11 protein-coding genes and 1 pseudogene are annotated in these 17,114 nt (G+C 71.8%); 11 read left to right on the plus strand and 1 reads right to left on the minus strand.

Annotation, left to right across the window (positions count from 1 at the left end; genetic code table 11):
* Nucleotides 1-33: 33 nt before the first annotated feature.
* The 3 genes and pseudogenes from HTV45_RS19805 to HTV45_RS19815 form a co-directional block, all read left to right on the plus strand.
* Nucleotides 34-243, plus strand: coding sequence for a DUF4244 domain-containing protein (locus tag HTV45_RS19805; protein ID WP_215207151.1), 210 nt, complete (start codon nt 34-36; stop codon nt 241-243).
* Nucleotides 230-595 carry a TadE family type IV pilus minor pilin gene (locus HTV45_RS19810; RefSeq protein ID WP_215207152.1) on the plus strand — a complete coding sequence of 122 codons (366 nt, stop codon included), beginning with the start codon at nt 230-232 and terminating at the stop codon, nt 593-595. Before HTV45_RS19805 ends, HTV45_RS19810 begins: the two co-directional genes overlap by 14 nt.
* A 155-nt stretch (nt 596-750) precedes the next feature.
* A pseudogene (locus HTV45_RS19815) lies at nt 751-1,119 on the plus strand (Rv3654c family TadE-like protein); the annotation flags it as partial.
* Between the two features lie 140 nt (nt 1,120-1,259).
* Here HTV45_RS19815 and HTV45_RS19820 read toward each other — a convergent pair.
* Nucleotides 1,260-3,866 carry a DEAD/DEAH box helicase gene (locus tag HTV45_RS19820; protein WP_251692428.1) on the minus strand — a complete coding sequence of 869 codons (2,607 nt, stop codon included), beginning with the start codon at nt 3,864-3,866 and terminating at the stop codon, nt 1,260-1,262.
* A 79-nt stretch (nt 3,867-3,945) separates the two neighbouring features.
* Between HTV45_RS19820 and bldG the strand changes: the two genes are divergently transcribed.
* The 8 genes from bldG to tmk all read left to right on the plus strand — a co-directional run bounded on the left by bldG (nt 3,946) and on the right by tmk (nt 16,966).
* Nucleotides 3,946-4,287, plus strand: coding sequence for an anti-sigma factor antagonist BldG (gene bldG / locus HTV45_RS19825; RefSeq protein ID WP_003991900.1), 342 nt, complete (start codon nt 3,946-3,948; stop codon nt 4,285-4,287).
* 112 nt (nt 4,288-4,399) lie between these two features.
* Nucleotides 4,400-4,831, plus strand: coding sequence for an ATP-binding protein (locus HTV45_RS19830; RefSeq protein ID WP_215207153.1), 432 nt, complete (start codon nt 4,400-4,402; stop codon nt 4,829-4,831).
* A 321-nt stretch (nt 4,832-5,152) separates the two neighbouring features.
* The gene (locus HTV45_RS19835) at nt 5,153-7,558 is read left to right on the plus strand and encodes a sodium-translocating pyrophosphatase (RefSeq protein WP_215207154.1); all 2,406 of its coding nucleotides are present in this window, start codon (nt 5,153-5,155) and stop codon (nt 7,556-7,558) included.
* A 193-nt stretch (nt 7,559-7,751) separates the two neighbouring features.
* Entirely contained in the window at nt 7,752-8,342 is a 591-nt protein-coding gene (locus tag HTV45_RS19840) for a small secreted protein (protein WP_215207155.1), read from the plus strand.
* A gap of 109 nt (nt 8,343-8,451) precedes the next feature.
* A complete protein-coding gene (locus tag HTV45_RS19845; RefSeq protein WP_215207156.1) occupies nt 8,452-9,972 on the plus strand; it encodes a class I SAM-dependent methyltransferase in 1,521 nt (506 codons plus the stop codon).
* Nucleotides 9,973-10,290: 318 nt separating this feature from the next.
* Nucleotides 10,291-10,488: a hypothetical protein gene (locus HTV45_RS19850; RefSeq protein WP_215207157.1), complete on the plus strand. Its 198-nt coding sequence runs from the start codon at nt 10,291-10,293 to the stop codon at nt 10,486-10,488.
* Nucleotides 10,489-10,736: 248 nt separating this feature from the next.
* On the plus strand, nt 10,737-13,565 hold the full coding sequence (gene topA / locus HTV45_RS19855; RefSeq protein WP_215207158.1) for a type I DNA topoisomerase: 2,829 nt from the start codon (nt 10,737-10,739) through the stop codon (nt 13,563-13,565).
* Nucleotides 13,566-13,762: 197 nt separating this feature from the next.
* Nucleotides 13,763-16,966, plus strand: a complete 3,204-nt coding sequence (gene tmk, locus HTV45_RS19860; protein ID WP_215207159.1) for a dTMP kinase — start codon at nt 13,763-13,765, stop codon at nt 16,964-16,966.
* Nucleotides 16,967-17,114: the final 148 nt, after the last annotated feature.

Below are 17,114 nucleotides of genomic sequence, written 5' to 3' on the forward strand. Positions count from 1 at the left end.
AGTTCGATTCGGCTTCTCCTCACGGGGGTTGAGATGTATCAGGTGGTACGGGCACGACTGCGTGCCCTGGTGTGCGGGGCGCGTACGGCACGGAGGGACGCCGGAATGGTGACCTCGGAGTACGCCATGGGCATCGTGGCGGCGGTGGCGTTCGCCGTGGTGCTCTACAAGGTGGTCAACAGCGGACCGGTCAGCACGGCACTGCGGAACATCGTGCAGCAGGCACTTGATGGCCGGATGTGAGCGGCGCGCGGACCGGGGGTTCGTGTCGGTGGAGACGGCCATGGTGATGCCCGTACTGGTGATGTTCGTGACGGCGCTGGTCTGGGGTCTGCTGGTGGTGGCGGCGCAGATCCAGTGCGTGGACGCGGCGCGTACGGGCGCCCGCGCGGCGGCCCGGCAGGATCCGCCCGACGCGGTGGTCGAGGTGACCCGCGCGGCAGCGCCGCCCGGCGCGAGGATCACGGTGAGCCGGGAGGCGGAGCAGGTCCGGGTCGTCGTCGTGGCGAGGCCTCCGGTGCTGCACGGACTGCCGTTCGAACTGCGGGAGGAGGCCGTCGCCGCGGTGGAGGAGACGGTGGGGGTGGGAGCGTGAGCGCCCGGCCGCCCGAGCCGTGGCCCATGGCCGGCCGAGAGGCTCCGCACGGCGCCCGAAGGGGCCCGCACGGCGCCCGAAGGGGCCCGCACGGCGTCGGCCGCGGTCCGGCCGTCCAGCGACGCGCAGGCCCCGTCCACCGGGCGTGCGGCGGTGTGTCCCGTCGTGGCGGCGGGAAGCGCGGTGACCGGTGGCGTGCGCCGGGCCGCGACCGGGGGTCGGCCACGGTCTGGAGCGTCGGTGCGATCGCCGTGCTGTGTGTGGTGTTCGGCATCGTCCTCGCCCTCGGACACGCAGTCGTGGTCCGGCACCGCGCGGCCGGCGGCGCGGACCTGGCGGCGCTCGCGGCGGCGGACCACTGGACGGAGGGACGTACGGCTGCCTGCGAGCAGGCGGACCGGCTGGCCCGGGCACAGGACTCGCGGCTCGTACGGTGCGCGATCACCGGGGAGGTGGCGGACGTGTCGGTGGCGTCGGGACGGGATCCCTTCACGGTGGAGGTGCGGGCGCGGGCAGGGCCTGCCGGGGGAGTGGCGCCACCGGCGGACGGCGCGGCTCCGGACGTGGCCGCAGGGCCGGTGCCGGTCCAGGACGTGGGTGCGGCCGGGTCGGCGGGGTGTGTTCCGGGGGCGGGGCCGGTCGTCCCGGGTTCGGGAGTCCCGGATCAGTCCCCGGTTCCGGTGCCCGATCCGGGCGAGGGCGTCCGCCCCGGTCGCGTCCGCGCGGTCCCGCCCACCGTTCCGGCCCTCTCCGTCCCCTCCCCGTTCTCCGTCCCCTCCCCGTCATCCGTGTCCTCCCGGGGCTCCGTCTCCTCCCGCTTCTCCGCCGGTGCGCCGTCTAGGAGCACCGTGAGCAGCCGTACCGCGCCCCGTTTGTGCAGTGGGTCGTTGCCGTTGCCGCACTTGGGGGACTGGATGCACGAGGGGCAGCCGGCGTCGCATTCGCAGGAGGCGATGGCCTGGCGGGTGGCCGTGAGCCAGGAGCGAGCGGTGTGGAAGGCGCGTTCCGCGAAGCCCGCACCGCCCGGGTGGCCGTCGTAGACGAAGACCGTCGGGAGCAGGGTGTCGGGGTGGAGCGGGATCGATACGCCGCCGATGTCCCAGCGGTCGCAGGTCGCGAAGAGCGGCAGCATGCCGATCGACGCGTGCTCCGCGGCGTGCAGGGCACCGCCGAGGATCTCCGGATCGATCCGGGCCCGGTCCAGCTGGTCCTCGGTGACCGTCCACCACACCGCGCGGGTGCGCAGCGTACGAGGAGGGAGGTCGAGCTTCGTCTCACCCAGCACCTCGCCGGTGATCTGGCGGCGGCGCAGGAAGGAGACCACCTGGTTGGTGACCTCGACGGAGCCGTAGCAGAGGCGGCCCTCGCCCCAGGGGATCGTGGTGTCCGTCTCCAGCACGGTGATCGACGTCGTGTCCCGGGCCACGGTCGTGTAGGTCGGGCTCGCCCGCTCGACCAGCGCGACGGAGTCCTCCAGGTCGAGGGAGCGGACGAGGTAGGTGAGGCCCTGATGCAGGTGGACGGCGCCCTCGTGGACACTCGTGTGGGCGGCGCCCGCGTCGACCGTGCCCAACAGTCTGCCCGTCCCGGTCTCGACGACCTGCACGGGGCGGCCGCCCGCGCCGCGGATGTCGGTCAGGTCGGCGGCCCGCTCGCGGCGGGTCCAGTGCCAGGCCCTCGTCCGCCGGCGCAGCAGTTTCGCGGCCTCCAGTTGCGGGAGCAGATCCGCGGTGGCGGGGCCGAACAGGACCAGGTCCTCCTCCGTCAGGGGCAGCTCCTCGGCCGCCGCGCACAGGTGCGGGGCGAGCACGTAGGGGTTGTCGGGATCGAGGACGGTGGACTCCACGGGTCGGTCGAAGAGGGCCTCGGGATGGTGGACGAGGAAGGTGTCCAGCGGGTCGTCCCGGGCGACCAGGACGGCGAGAGCGCCCTGACCCGAACGGCCCGCGCGGCCGGCCTGCTGCCACAGGGAGGCCCGGGTCCCGGGATAACCGGCGATCACCACGGCGTCCAGGCCGGAGATGTCCACGCCCAGTTCGAGGGCGTTCGTCGCCGCGAGACCGAGGAGCTCGCCGGAGTGCAGGGCGCGCTCGAGGGCGCGGCGCTCCTCGGGGAGGTACCCGCCCCGGTAGGCCGCGACACGCCGGGCCAGCGAGCGGTCGACCTCGGCGAGGCGTTCCTGGGCGATCACGGAGATGAGCTCGGCGCCACGCCGGGAGCGGACGAAGGTGACCGACCGGATTCCCTGCACGGTCAGGTCGGTCAGCAGGTCGGCGGCCTCCGCGGTGGCCGTACGGCGGACGGGGGCGCCCTTCTCGCCGTGCAGCTCGGTGAGCGGCGGCTCCCAGAGGGCGAACACCAGTTCACCGCGCGGTGAGGCGTCGTCGGCCACCTCCACCACCGGCAGGCCCGTGAGGCGGCCGGCGGCGACCGAGGGCTCGGCGGCGGTCGCGGAGGCCAGCAGGAACACCGGGGAGGCGCCGTAGCGGGCACACAGGCGCCGCAGCCGGCGCAGCACCTGGGCGACGTGGGAGCCGAACACACCCCGGTAGGTGTGGCACTCGTCGATGACGACGTACTTCAGCGCTTTCAGGAAGGAGGACCAGCGGGCATGGGACGGCAGGATCCCCCGGTGCAGCATGTCCGGGTTGGTCAGGACGTAGTTGGCGTACTGGCGGATCCACTCACGTTCCTCGAACGGAGTGTCACCGTCGTAGACCGCCGCGCGCACCGAATGGCCCAGTGGTTGTGAAAGTTCCTTCACGGATCGGCACTGGTCCGCGGCGAGGGCCTTCGTGGGGGCGAGATACAGGGCGGTCGCCCCGCGGCCGTTCGGGGCCTCGGCCCCGTCCAGGAGCGTGGACAGGACGGGCGTCAGATACGCCAGGGACTTGCCGGACGCCGTCCCGGTGGCGACCACCACGGACTCGCCGTCCAGGGCGTGCTCGGCGGCGCGTGCCTGGTGGGCCCAGGGGTGTCCGATGCCCGCGGCCTGCACGGCGGCGACGACCTCCGCGCGGATCCGGTCCGGCCAGACGGCATGGCGACCCGTGCGCGGGGGCAAGTGCTCGGTATGAGTAACGCGCGAAGCCCGGCTCGGTCCGGACACGAGCCGGTCCAGGACCACGCCCGGCGGGGTCCTGGACGGGGTGTCCGTCGGGGGTCGATCGGATCGGTGATTCTTGGCCATCGGCACCGAGTGTGTCACCGGAGTGACGGACAATGGGGCCAAGGCGTCGTGCACGCCTGCCGGTAAGTGATTGAATGCCATCGCGGCTGGCGAACCGTCCAGGGGGCTGAGCCGAGATGCCCCAAGGGCGACCGCTCGATAGCTAGGTGCTGGAGGATCCGTGGACCTGTCCCTGTCGACCGAGACCATGGGCGATCGCACGATCGTCAGGGTCGGTGGCGAAATCGACGTATATACCGCGCCAAAGCTGCGCGAGCAGCTGGTCGAGCTGGTGAATGACGGCAGTTTCCACCTTGTCGTCGACATGGAAGGTGTGGACTTCCTCGACTCCACCGGACTCGGCGTGCTGGTCGGCGGCCTGAAGCGGGTGCGTGCCCATGAGGGCTCGCTGCGCCTGGTCTGCAACCAGGAGCGCATTCTCAAGATTTTCCGAATCACCGGCCTCACCAAGGTGTTCCCGATTCACACCTCGGTCGAGGAAGCGGTGGCGGCCACGGACTGACCGCCCCCGCTCCCGGGCCCTGGGTCCGGGCGGCACAAGAGAAGCATGAGGAGGGCCGGGCGTTCGGCGGCCCGGCCTCTCCACAGCACGCCCGTAGTTGCGAGGGGGATGCATGGCCACCGTTGAACTTCGTTTCAGCGCGCTGCCCGAGCATGTCAGGACCGCCCGTCTCGTGGCAGCGGCGGTGGCGCGCAGGGCCGGAGTGGACGAGGCCGTCCTCGACGAGGTCCGGCTCGCCGTCGGCGAGGCGTGCACCAGGGCCGTGGGACTGCATCAGCACAGCGGCATCTCGGCGCCTGTGAAGGTGCTGCTGATCGAGGAGGAGAAGCAGTTCTCCATCGAGGTCGGCGACGAGGCGCCCCATGCGACCCCGGGCCGGACGTCCGGTGACGGACCCGACACCGACGTGGAGACCGAGGAGGACGAGATGGGTCTCGCGGTCATCAGCGGCCTTGTCGACGACGTCGAGGTCAGCGCGGGGAAGAGCGGCGGATCGATCCGCATGAGGTGGCCCACCGCGCCGCCGCCCACTCTCCTCGTCTGACCGGATTCACCCGGACGGCGACTTTTCTGACGAAGGGCCCCCTCGTGGGGCCCTTCGTCATGTGCGGGCCGCGGTGCCCGCGCCTACAGTGGTCCCGTGCGCAAGATCGCGTGAATTCGTTCACGATCGGTCCGCGGTCAGGAAATTCGATCACGTGAATGGCTCGAAGGCATTACCGATTTCGGAGGGCCGGCCGTCCGACGATCATCGGGAAGAGTGGATGCAGGACATTTACATTTCCCGCGCTCTGTTTTGATCAGGTTCCGGGTACCTACAATCCCGTCCACATCTTGAGCTCAGCCCAAGCGTCAAGGAGGACGAATGGCGGGGCTTTTCATCCCACATCAGTCGGGCCAGACCACATCCCTCGCAGCCGCCGTGCTCACCGACGGCAACCGCCTGCTCGTGGTGGCCATCGGAGTCGTCGCGCTGGCGGCGCTCGTGGTCGCGGGAGCCCTGGTGCGCCAGGTACTCGCGGCCGGCGAGGGCACCGACAGCATGAAGGAGATCGCCGCAGCGATCCAGGAAGGGGCCAACGCCTATCTGGGACGCCAGCTGCGCACCCTCGGCGTATTCGCCGTGGCCGTGTTCTTCCTGCTCATGCTGCTGCCGGCGGACGACTGGAATCAGCGTGCCGGACGATCGGTGTTCTTCTTGATCGGAGCGGCGTTCTCGGCGGCCACCGGCTATATCGGTATGTGGCTCGCCGTGCGCACCAATGTGCGGGTCGCGGCAGCGGCGCGCGAAGCCACCCCGGCGGAGGGCGAGCCGGAAAAGGATCTCACCGCCGTCTCGCACAAAGCGATGAAGATCGCTTTTCGTACGGGCGGCGTCGTCGGCATGTTCACCGTGGGCCTCGGCCTGCTGGGCGCCTCCTGCGTGGTGCTGGTGTACGCGGCCGACGCGCCGAAGGTGCTCGAGGGGTTCGGCCTCGGTGCCGCGCTGATCGCGATGTTCATGCGAGTCGGCGGCGGCATCTTCACCAAGGCCGCCGACGTCGGCGCCGACCTGGTCGGCAAGGTCGAGCAGGGCATTCCGGAGGACGATCCGCGCAATGCCGCGACCATCGCCGACAACGTGGGCGACAACGTCGGCGACTGCGCGGGCATGGCGGCCGACCTCTTCGAGTCGTACGCCGTGACGCTGGTGGCCGCGCTGATCCTTGGTTCGGCGGCGTTCGGCGACGCCGGACTGGCGTTCCCGCTCCTGGTCCCCGCGATCGGTGTACTCACCGCCATGATCGGCATCTTCGCCGTGGCGCCGAGGCGGTCCGACCGCAGCGGTATGAGCGCGATCAACCGGGGGTTCTTCATCTCCGCGGTGGTCTCCCTCGTCCTGGTGGCGCTCGCCGTGTTCGTCTACCTGCCGTCGTCGTACGCCGATCTCGACGGTGTCACCGATGCGGCGATCCAGGCCAAGAGCGGCGATCCGCGGATCCTCGCGGTCGTCGCGGTGGGCATCGGCATCCTGCTCGCCGCCCTGATCCAGCAGCTCACCGGCTACTTCACCGAGACCACCCGGCGTCCCGTCCGGGACATCGGCAAGACCTCGCTCACCGGACCGGCCACGGTCGTACTCGCCGGTGTCTCCCTCGGTCTGGAATCCGCCGTCTACACCGCCCTGTTGATCGGGCTCGGTGTGTACGGGGCGTTCCTGCTCGGGGGTACGTCGATCATGCTGGCGCTGTTCGCGGTGGCGCTGGCCGGCACCGGACTGCTCACCACGGTCGGTGTGATCGTCGCCATGGACACCTTCGGGCCGGTCTCCGACAACGCGCAGGGCATCGCCGAGATGTCCGGCGACGTCGAGGGCGCGGGCGCCCAGGTGCTCACCGACCTGGACGCGGTCGGCAACACCACCAAGGCCATCACCAAGGGCATCGCCATCGCCACGGCCGTACTGGCGGCGGCGGCGCTGTTCGGTTCCTACCGGGACGCCATCACGACCGGCGCGCGGGACGTGGGGGAGCGGCTCAGCGGCGAGGGCGCTCCCCTGAGCCTGATGATGGACATCTCCCAGCCCAACAACCTCGTCGGTCTGATCGCGGGTGCGGCGGTCGTCTTCCTCTTCTCGGGGCTGGCGATCAACGCGGTGTCGCGGTCGGCGGGTTCGGTGGTCTACGAGGTGCGGCGGCAGTTCCGTGAGAAGCCCGGAATCATGGACTACAGCGAGAAACCGGAGTACGGCAAGGTCGTCGACATCTGCACCAGGGACGCCCTGCGCGAACTCGCCACGCCCGGACTGCTCGCCGTGATGGCGCCCGTCTTCATCGGGTTCACCCTCGGCGTCGGCCCGCTGGGCGCCTTCCTCGCGGGCGCGATCGGCGCGGGCACACTGATGGCGGTGTTTCTCGCCAACTCCGGTGGCGCCTGGGACAACGCCAAGAAACTCGTCGAGGACGGCCACCACGGCGGCAAGGGCAGTGACGCCCACGCGGCCACCGTCATCGGCGACACCGTCGGCGACCCCTTCAAGGACACCGCGGGACCCGCGATCAACCCCTTGCTCAAGGTGATGAACCTGGTGGCGCTGCTCATCGCGCCCGCGGTCATCAAGTTCTCCTACGGTCCCGACGAGAGCGTCGGGATGAGGGTGCTCATCGCGGTCCTCTCACTGCTCGTGATCGTCGGCGCGGTGTACGTGTCCAAGCGTCGCGGGATCGCCGTGGGCGACGAGGACGATTCCGATCCGGAACCCAAGTCGCCCGACCCGGCGGTGGTTTCCTAGCAGCGGACAGCGAACACCGGGTCAGGGTGAGGGCGGGCGGCGCGTATTGACGCGCCGCCCGCCCTCACCACGGCTCCCGCGCCTCTTCCGTGAGCCTTCTCTCGCTTGGTGCAAATGGCTTCAAAAGTGTCTTCACGGACGCCCGGCGGGTGGGTGTAGTCCGTCTGGCGTGTATGTTCCGGGGCCGAGAGCCATGGAAGGGACCAATCCGGTGAACAAGAAGCTCGCGGTCGCACTGTCCGGCGGTGCGGTACTGGTACTGGCGCTGACGGGATGCGGCGGCGACGACGGCAACGAGAAGCTCGACGCCTGGGCGAAGGAGGTCTGCGACTCGGTGAAGCCGCAGGCCGCGAAGATCAAGTCGGCCAACGCCGCGATCCAGAAGGAGACCTCGGACAACAGCACTCCACAAGCGGTCCAGAAGGCCGACTCGAAGGCCTTCCAGGACATGTCCGACGCCTACAGGGCCATCGGTGGCGCGGTGAACAAGGCCGGTCCGCCGGACGTCGAGAACGGCGAGAAGAAGCAGACGGACGCGGTCAAGGAGCTCAACGGCATCTCCGCCTCCTACGCCTCACTGAAGAAGCAGGTCGACGGCCTCGACACCGACGACCAGGCGGAGTTCGCGGACGGTCTCAAGGACATCGCCGCGGAGCTGGAGAAACTGAGCAAGAGCGGCAACAACGCGCTCAGCGCCCTGGAGGAGGGCGATGTCGGCGAGGCGATGTCGCGGCAGGCCAGCTGCCAGACGGCCACCGCGTCGGCGGGGGCCACCAAGAGCTGACGCCACGACAGGGCCGCGAGGCCGGCGCGAGGCCGGCGCGCGGCCGTCTCGCGCCCCGCGGCAGGGCCCGCGGGGCGCGCGGGGCGGGTACGGCGGACACAATGGGGGCGTGAGTGACGCCAGCCTGCCGCCCCTGCCCTCGTCCGACCGTCCCGAAGCCGCCGCCCGGTTGCGGGACGCCCTGCTCGGAGCCGCCTTCACCGCCGATGGACTGCTCGAACTGCTCGGCGCCCCCGCCTACACCGCGCTGGCCCGCAGCGAGACCGTGCCCGCCCTCCGGGCCACCCGCGGGGACAGCCCGCTGGAGACGCTCGTACGGCTGTTTCTGCTTCAGCAGCCCGTGCCGCACGCCCGTGTGGCGGACGTCCTGCCCGTCGACGTCTGCGTGGAGGCCGGGTGGCTGACGCGTGCCGGCGCGGACGAGGTCACCGCCACGGTGGACGTCCGGCCGTACGGCGGGCCGGACGGCGAGGACTGGTTCATCGTGTCCGACCTCGGCTGCGCGGTCGGCGGCGCCGGTGGCATCGGCAGCCGGGACGAGGGCGTGGTGCTCGGCGTCGGCGGTGCCTCCACGACCCTGGCCGGCATCACCGTCCGTACGCCCGTGTCCTGCGCGCTCGATCTCGGCACCGGCTCCGGCATCCAGGCGCTGCACGCCGCCCGGCACGCCACCCGCGTGACCGCCACCGACGTGAACCCGCGCGCGCTGCACATCACCGCGCTCACCCTGGCGCTGTCGGGCGCCCCGGCCGCCGATCTGCGCGAGGGGTCGCTGTTCACGCCGGTCCGGGACGACGAGAGGTACGACCTGATCGTGTCCAACCCGCCCTTCGTGATCTCGCCGGGGGCGCGGCTCACCTACCGCGACGGCGGGATGGGCGGGGACGATCTGTGCCGCACGATCGTTCAGGAGGCGGGGGAACGGCTGCGCGAGGGCGGGTTCGCACAGTTCCTCGCCAACTGGCAGCACGTCGAAGGGGAGGACTGGCAGGACCGGCTGACGTCATGGGTGCCCCGCGGGTGCGACGCCTGGATCGTGCAGCGCGAGGTGCAGGACATCACCCAGTACGCCGAGCTGTGGCTGCGGGACGCGGGCGACCACCGCGGGGACCCGGCCGAGTACCGGGCGCGCTACGACGCGTGGCTGGACGAGTTCGAAGCCCGCAAGGTGAAGGCGGTCGGCTTCGGCTGGATCACGCTGCGCAAGTCGGGGGCCGCCGCCGGGTCGGTCACCGCCGAGGAGTGGCCGCACCCGGTCGAGCAGCCGCTCGGCGAGACGATCCGGGCACACTTCGACCGGCTCGACTATCTGCGCGCGCACGACGACGCGGCGCTGCTCGAGGCACGCTTCGAGCTGGCCGCGGAGGTCGTGCAGGAGCAGGTCGGGCTGCCCGGCGCGGAGGACCCGGAGCATGTCGTCCTGCGGCAGAACCGGGGGATGCGCCGGGCCACCCGGGTGGACACGATCGGCGCGGGTTTCGCGGGTGTGTGCGACGGCACCATGAGCGCGGGCCGGATTCTGGACGCCATCGCCCAGCTCCTCGGCGAGGACCCCGTGCTGCTGCGCGACCGTACGCCGGCCCAGATCCGGCTGCTGGTGGAACAGGGTTTCCTGGAGCCGGCCGGCTGAGCCGGAACGCGCGAGCGACGGCCTGTGCCCCCTGGGACACCCGCGGCGGGCCGCGGGTGTCCCAGGGGGCACGGTGCACTCCGGTCACATCGGTCACTCCCGCACCGGTCGCCCGCCGATCCCTTTCACAGCGATCCGGTCACAGCGATCCGGAATTTTCTTCAGCGGGGCGGCCCGGCCGCTTCCGGCCGAGTCGCGGCACCCCGTAGCCCCCGCGTTCACCTCCGGTTCGCCGGTGCGCCGTCCGGGCGTGGCAGCGTCACGCCAGGGCCGGTACCGGCGGTCGGCAAGCGGACGGAAAGAGGGACTCGGGCGATCATGGAGAGCGGACCGGCGGTCTTCGCGGGGATGGTGTTCTGCCTGTTCGGGACCGCGTTGCTGGCCTGGACGGTGACCCGCGCACGGCAGCACCGGCCGGTCGCCCAGGATGTGAGCCCCGTCGCATCGGTCACCGTCGCCGGACTCGCCGCGGTGACCGCCCTGGCCCTGGGCGCATGGTGCTTCACCCGCCTGTGACGGGCTCGGGGCCGTGGACGCGCCCGGTAACCGGTAGGTCGCGCTCCGCATAAGGGCGGGTGCAGTCTGGACACTCCGGGCGGCAGGAACGGTGGTAGTCGGGTTACCGTTCGAGTGGCCGTTGCGGGCTTTTCCCGTTTGACACGAGGGCGGGATGTACCGTCACACTCCGCAGCGTCACCATGACCCGACCCGGGGAGATCGATCTCCTGGGGAGGCCCCAGCGTCGACCGGAGAGAAGAGCGAAGTTGTCCCCGACCAGCGAGACCGCGAACGGCGGCCGCCGACTCGTCATCGTCGAGTCGCCTGCCAAGGCGAAGACGATCAAGGGCTATCTCGGCCCTGGCTACATCGTCGAGGCGAGCGTCGGGCATATTCGCGACCTTCCCAACGGCGCCGCGGAAGTGCCCGAGAAGTACACCGGCGAGGTCCGCCGCCTCGGTGTGGACGTCGACCACGACTTCCAGCCGATCTATGTGGTCAACGCGGACAAGCGTGCCCAGGTCAAGAAGCTCAAGGACCTGCTCAAGGAGTCCGACGAACTCTTCCTCGCCACCGATGAGGACCGCGAGGGCGAGGCCATCGCGTGGCACCTGCAGGAAGTGCTGAAGCCGAAGATCCCGGTCAAGCGGATGGTGTTCCACGAGATCACCAAGGAAGCGATCCGCGAGGCCGTCGCCAACCCGCGCGAGCTCAACCAGAAGCTGGTCGACGCCCAGGAGACCCGCCGCATCCTCGACCGTCTCTACGGCTACGAGGTCTCGCCGGTCCTGTGGAAGAAGGTCATGCCCCGGCTGTCCGCCGGCCGCGTGCAGTCCGTCGCGACCCGGCTCGTGGTGGAGCGGGAACGCGAGCGCAGGGCTTTCCGTTCCGCCGAGTACTGGGACCTGACGGGCACCTTCGCGACCGGCCGACCCGGTGACGCCTCGGACCCCTCGTCGCTGGTCGCCCGCCTGCAGAGCGTCGACGGGCGGCGGGTCGCGCAGGGCCGCGACTTCGACTCCCTGGGACAGCTGAAGAGCGCGAACACCCTCCACCTCGACGAGGCGAACGCCCGTGCGCTCGCCGCCGCGCTGGAGAACACGCGGTTCGCCGTGCGTTCCGTCGAGTCCAAGCCGTACCGCCGCTCGCCGTACGCCCCGTTCCGCACGACGACCCTGCAGCAGGAGGCGAGCCGCAAGCTCGGCTTCGGCGCGAAGGCCACCATGCAGGTCGCGCAGAAGCTGTACGAGAACGGCTACATCACTTATATGCGTACGGACTCGACGACCCTGAGCGAGACGGCGGTCGCCGCCGCCCGCGCCCAGGTCACGCAGCTGTACGGCGCCGACTACCTGCCCCCGCAGCCGCGCACCTACGCGGGCAAGGTCAAGAACGCGCAGGAGGCGCACGAGGCGATCCGCCCCTCGGGGGACCGTTTCCGCACACCGGCGGAGACCGGGCTGACGGGTGACCAGTTCAAGCTGTACGAACTGATCTGGAAGCGGACCGTCGCCTCGCAGATGAAGGACGCCAGCGGCAACTCCGTCACCGTGAAGATCGGCGGCGCGGCGGCCGACGGCCGGGACGCCGAGTTCAGCGCGTCCGGCAAGACGATCACCTTCCACGGCTTCCTGAAGGCGTACGTCGAGGGCGCCGACGACCCGAACGCCGAGCTCGACGACCGTGAGCGCCGGCTGCCGCAGGTCGCCGAGGGCGACGCCATGACCGCCGAGGAGATCACGGTCGACGGGCATGCCACCAAGCCCCCGGCCCGCTACACCGAGGCATCGCTGGTCAAGGAGCTGGAGGAGCGCGAGATCGGCCGCCCGTCGACGTACGCGTCGATCATCGGCACGATTCTCGACCGCGGCTACGTCTTCAAGAAGGGCACGGCCCTGGTGCCGTCCTTCCTCTCGTTCGCCGTGGTCAACCTGCTGGAGAAGCACTTCGGCAGGCTGGTCGACTACGACTTCACGGCCCGGATGGAGGACGACCTCGACCGCATCGCGCGGGGTGAGGCGCGCGCCGTGCCGTGGCTGAAGCGGTTCTACTTCGGCGTGGGCGGCGCCAACGGCGACGCGGCCGACGCGGGCAACGGCGACGGCGACCACCTGGGCGGCCTGAAGGAACTGGTGACGGACCTGGGCGCGATCGACGCGCGCGAGGTGTCGTCGTTCCCGGTCGGCGACGGCATCGTGCTGCGGGTCGGCCGCTACGGCCCCTACGTGGAGCGCGGCGAGAAGGACAGCGAGCAGCATCAGCGCGCCGACGTCCCCGAGGACCTGGCGCCCGACGAGCTGACCGTCGAACTCGCCGAGGAACTGCTCGCCAAGCCGAGCGGCGACTTCGAGCTGGGTACCGACCCGGCGACCGGGCACGCGATCGTCGCCAAAGACGGCCGCTACGGCCCGTACGTCACGGAGATCCTCCCCGAGGGCACCCCGAAGACCGGCAAGAACGCGGTCAAGCCGCGCACGGCCTCCCTCTTCAAGTCGATGTCCCTGGACACGGTGACCCTGGACGACGCGCTGAAGCTGATGTCGCTGCCCCGGGTGGTCGGCGTGGACGCCGAGGGTCAGGAGATCACCGCCCAGAACGGCCGCTACGGGCCGTATCTGAAGAAGGGCACCGACTCGCGGTCGCTGCAGGCCGAGGAGCAGCTCTTCACGATCACGCTGGAGGAGGCGCTGGCGATCTACGCCCAGCCCAAGCAGCGTGGCCGGGCGGCGGCCAAGCCGCCGTTGAAGGAGCTGGGCACCGACCCGGTCAGCGAGAAGCCGGTCGTGGTGAAGGACGGCCGCTTCGGCCCGTACGTCACCGACGGGGAGACCAACGCGACGCTGCGCTCCGGCGACAGCGTCGAGGAGATCACCCCGGAGCGCGGGTTCGAGCTGCTCGCCGAGAAGCGGGCGAAGAGCCCCGCCAAGAAGACGGCGAAGAAGGCCGTCAAGAAGACCGCGGCCAAGAAGGCACCGGCCAAGAAGGCGACGGCCGCCAAGAAGACCGCGGCGAAGAAGACCACGACCGCGAAGAAGACGACGGCGAAGAAGACCGCCGCCAAGAAGGCGACCGCCTCGAACGGCGCGGAGGACTGACGCCTTCCCCGGGTGACGGCGGTGCCTCTTCCGGTGCCGCCGTCTCTCCTGAGGTGGTGCGGCCCGTCTTCGGGCCGGGCGGCCGGGCCTTCGCCCGCGTTCGGAATGCGAACGCTCCGGCAACACTTCGGTGTCGGGGCGTGGGCATGTCAGGCGCGTCGCGCCGGGCTGTCGGCGCGGGCCGATAGGCTGAACGCATGACGCGAGCCGACCAGCCAACGGCCCCTCAACCGGCCCCCGACGACGCCCTGGTCGCGGACTCCCGCGAGCGCGCGGTCCGCGCACTGCTGCGCCGACCGCAGCTGAAACGGCTGTGGAGCGCGCAACTGGTGGGCGGGGTCGGTGACGTCCTCGCCCTCCTGGTGCTGGTCCTCCTCACCCTGCAATCGGCCGTCGCCGAACAGTCGTTCGGCGGCGGCTACCGGGGTGTGGCGTTCGCAGTGGCGACCGTTTTCGGGGTGCGGGTCCTCGCGACGCTGCTGTTCGGTGCCGTCCTGCTCGGCCCGCTCACCTCGCTCACCTCGCAGGACGGGCCGCTGGACCGCCGCTGGACCATGGTCGGCGCCGATGGAGTGCGCGCCGCGCTGCTCATCGTGGCGCCCCTGTGGATCGACTGGACACCCGACAACGCACTGGCCCTCCTGCTCGTCACCGCCTTCGTGACCGGAGTGGCCGAGCGGTTCTGGACGGTGTGCCGGGAGAGTGCCGCACCCGCCCTGCTGCCCGCACCTCCGCCGGAGGGCGCGACCGTCCGGCCGCTGCCCGACCACATGGACGCGCTGCGCCGTCTGTCGCTGCGTACGAGCTTCGTGGCGATACCGCTCGCGGCTGTCGCGCTCGTCGTCGCGGCCCTCCTCAACAATCTGCTGGGCACGGGCATCGACTGGTTCGACGAACACCAGGCCGCCCTCGCCTCGTACGTCGCGGCCGGACTCTTCGCCGCCTCGCTGTCCGTGGTCACCTTCCTGCAACTGCCGGGCACACGCACCCCGCGCCCGCGGTCCCCGCTGGAGGGTCTGCGGCGCCCCAGGAGCGCCGCCGGCGCCGACAAGGGCCGCACCGGTGCGATGCCGCTGCTGGTGCTCGCGTCCGCGGCCGTCGGCGCCGCGGTGTCGGCCGCCGTCGCCGTGTCGGTGCTGCACGCCAAGGACCTGGGCGGCGGCCCCGTGCTCTTCGGCCTGCTGGTGGGCGCGCTGACCGGCGGTGTCGTCGTCGGCATCCGGACGGCGCCGGCCCTGCTGCCCGCCCTGTCCAGGCGCCGGCTGCTCGCCCTCGCCCTCGCCTTCACCGGCGTCGCGCTGCTGGCCGCCGGACTCGTACCGGACGTCACCAGCGTGCTGCTGATCACGGGGCTGGCCGGTATCGGTGCGGGCGTCGCCGCCAACACCGGGCACACCCTGCTCGACCAGGAGACCGAGGACCAGCGCCGGGTCCGTACGACCGAGCACCTGCACGCGGTGGTACGGGTCCTGGTGGCGCTCGGCGCGGTGATCGCCCCGCTGGTCGCCGCGGGCATCGGACCGCACCGGCTGGAGAACGGCCGGTTCGTCTTCGCACACGGCGGTGCCGCCTTCACGCTGATGCTGGTCGGCGCACTGCTGCTGCCGCTGGCCGCGCTGGTACTGGCCAAGGTCGACGACCGTTCCGGGGTGCCGCTCCGTCAGGATCTGCGCGACGCGCTCCTCGGCGGCGACGACCCCGGCCAGGCACCGGCCGGCGCCGGCTTCTTCATCGCCCTGGAGGGCGGCGACGGCGCCGGGAAGTCCACCCAGGCCGAGGCCCTCGCCGAGTGGATCCGGGCCAAGGGGCACGAGGTCGTCCTCACCCGCGAGCCCGGAGCGACCCCGGTCGGCAAGCGGCTGCGGTCCATCCTGCTGGACGTCTCCAGCGCCGGACTCTCGCACCGCGCGGAGGCGCTGCTGTACGCCGCGGACCGTGCGGAGCACATCGACACCGTCGTACGGCCCGCCCTGGAGCGCGGCGCGGTCGTCCTCTCCGACCGGTACATCGACTCCTCCGTCGCCTACCAGGGTGCCGGACGTGATCTGTCGCCGACCGAGATCGCCCGCATCAACCGCTGGGCGACCGACGGCCTGGTCCCGAACCTGACCGTGCTGCTGGACGTGGCGCCGGAGACCGCGCGGGAGCGCTTCACCGAGGCACCGGACCGGCTGGAGTCGGAGCCCGCCGAGTTCCACGCCCGCGTGCGGGCCGGTTTCCTCACGCTCGCCGCCGCCGACCCCGGCCGCTATCTCGTCGTCGACGCCGGCCAGGAGCCGGAGTCGGTCACCACGGTGATCCGGCACCGGCTCGACCAGGTGCTGCCGCTGTCCGAGGCCGAGATCCGGGCCCGCGAGGAGGCCCGCCGCAAGGCCGAGGAGGAGGCCCGCCGCAAGGCCGAGGAGGAAGCGGCCCGCAAGGCCGAGGAGGAGCGCCTCGAGCGCGAGCGCCAGGAGCAGCTGGCGCGGCTGCGCGCCGAGGAGGAGGAGCGCAAGCAGCGCGAGCTGGAGGAAGCACAGCGACGCGAGGCCGAGCGGCAGGCCGAGGAGGCCCGGCAGCGTGCCGAGGAAGCGCGCCGGCGTGCCGAGGAGGAGCGGCTGCGGCTGCTCGCCGAGGAGAAGGCGCGCGCGGAGGAGGAGGCCCGCCGCAAGGCCGAGGAGGAGCGCCGCCGCAAGCAGGCCGAGGAGGAGGCGCGGCTGCGCGCGGAGGCCGAGGCGCAGCGACTGGAGAAGCAGCGCAAGGCCGAGGAGGCGCTGCTGCGCGCGGAGGAGGCCCGGCGGGTGGCCGAGCAGGCCGCTGCCGCGGCGGAGGCGGGGCCGAAGCCGAAGCCCACGGCGACCGGCGGCCCCGGGGCCGCACGGCCCTCCGGCCCCGAGGCCGGCCGGCCGCAGGCCGACGAAGCGCTGACCGTGCCGACGCCGGTGGTCGCGCCGGGGAACGCGTCGGGCGGCCCGGTGGACGAGACGGCCGTGCTGCCGAGGGTGCCGGACGAGGCCGCCGGGCGGCGGTCCGGGCGGCCCGGGATGTCCGAGGCGGAGGTGACGACCGAGCTTCCCCAGCCGCAGGTCCCGCCGGGCGCGACCGACGAGACGGCGGTACTGCCCGCCGTGCCCCCGGGCGCGGCGGACGAGACGGCCGTGTTGCCGCCGGTGCGTGACGACGAGCAGGGGCCCGCGGACCGCTCCGGCGCGGCCGACGGGTCCGATGGGTCCGACGGCCCGGTGGACCGCACCCGCGAGCTGCCGCAGGTCGACCCCGCACGTGACCCGCGCCGCCGCAAGCGGTCGGACTGGGCCGAGGAGACCCCGCTGGACGACCTGCCGACCCTGGCCGACGAACTGCTGGGCCCGCACGACGAGGAGCAGGGCGACGACGGTGGCAAGGGTGGCCGAGGGCGCTGACCCGGCCGGGCCGCGGATCCGGGCGGGCACGGCTGTGTCAGTGCCCGCCCGCACAATGGAAGCCGCGGGACACCCAAGGGCGCTCCGCGGGCCCGTCCGCGGACAGGACGCGGGACAGGACGTGACGGAGACGACGTGACGGAGACGA

Origin of the sequence: Streptomyces sp. CHD11 (assembly GCF_018638295.1) — a bacterium.
GTDB lineage: Bacteria > Actinomycetota > Actinomycetes > Streptomycetales > Streptomycetaceae > Streptomyces.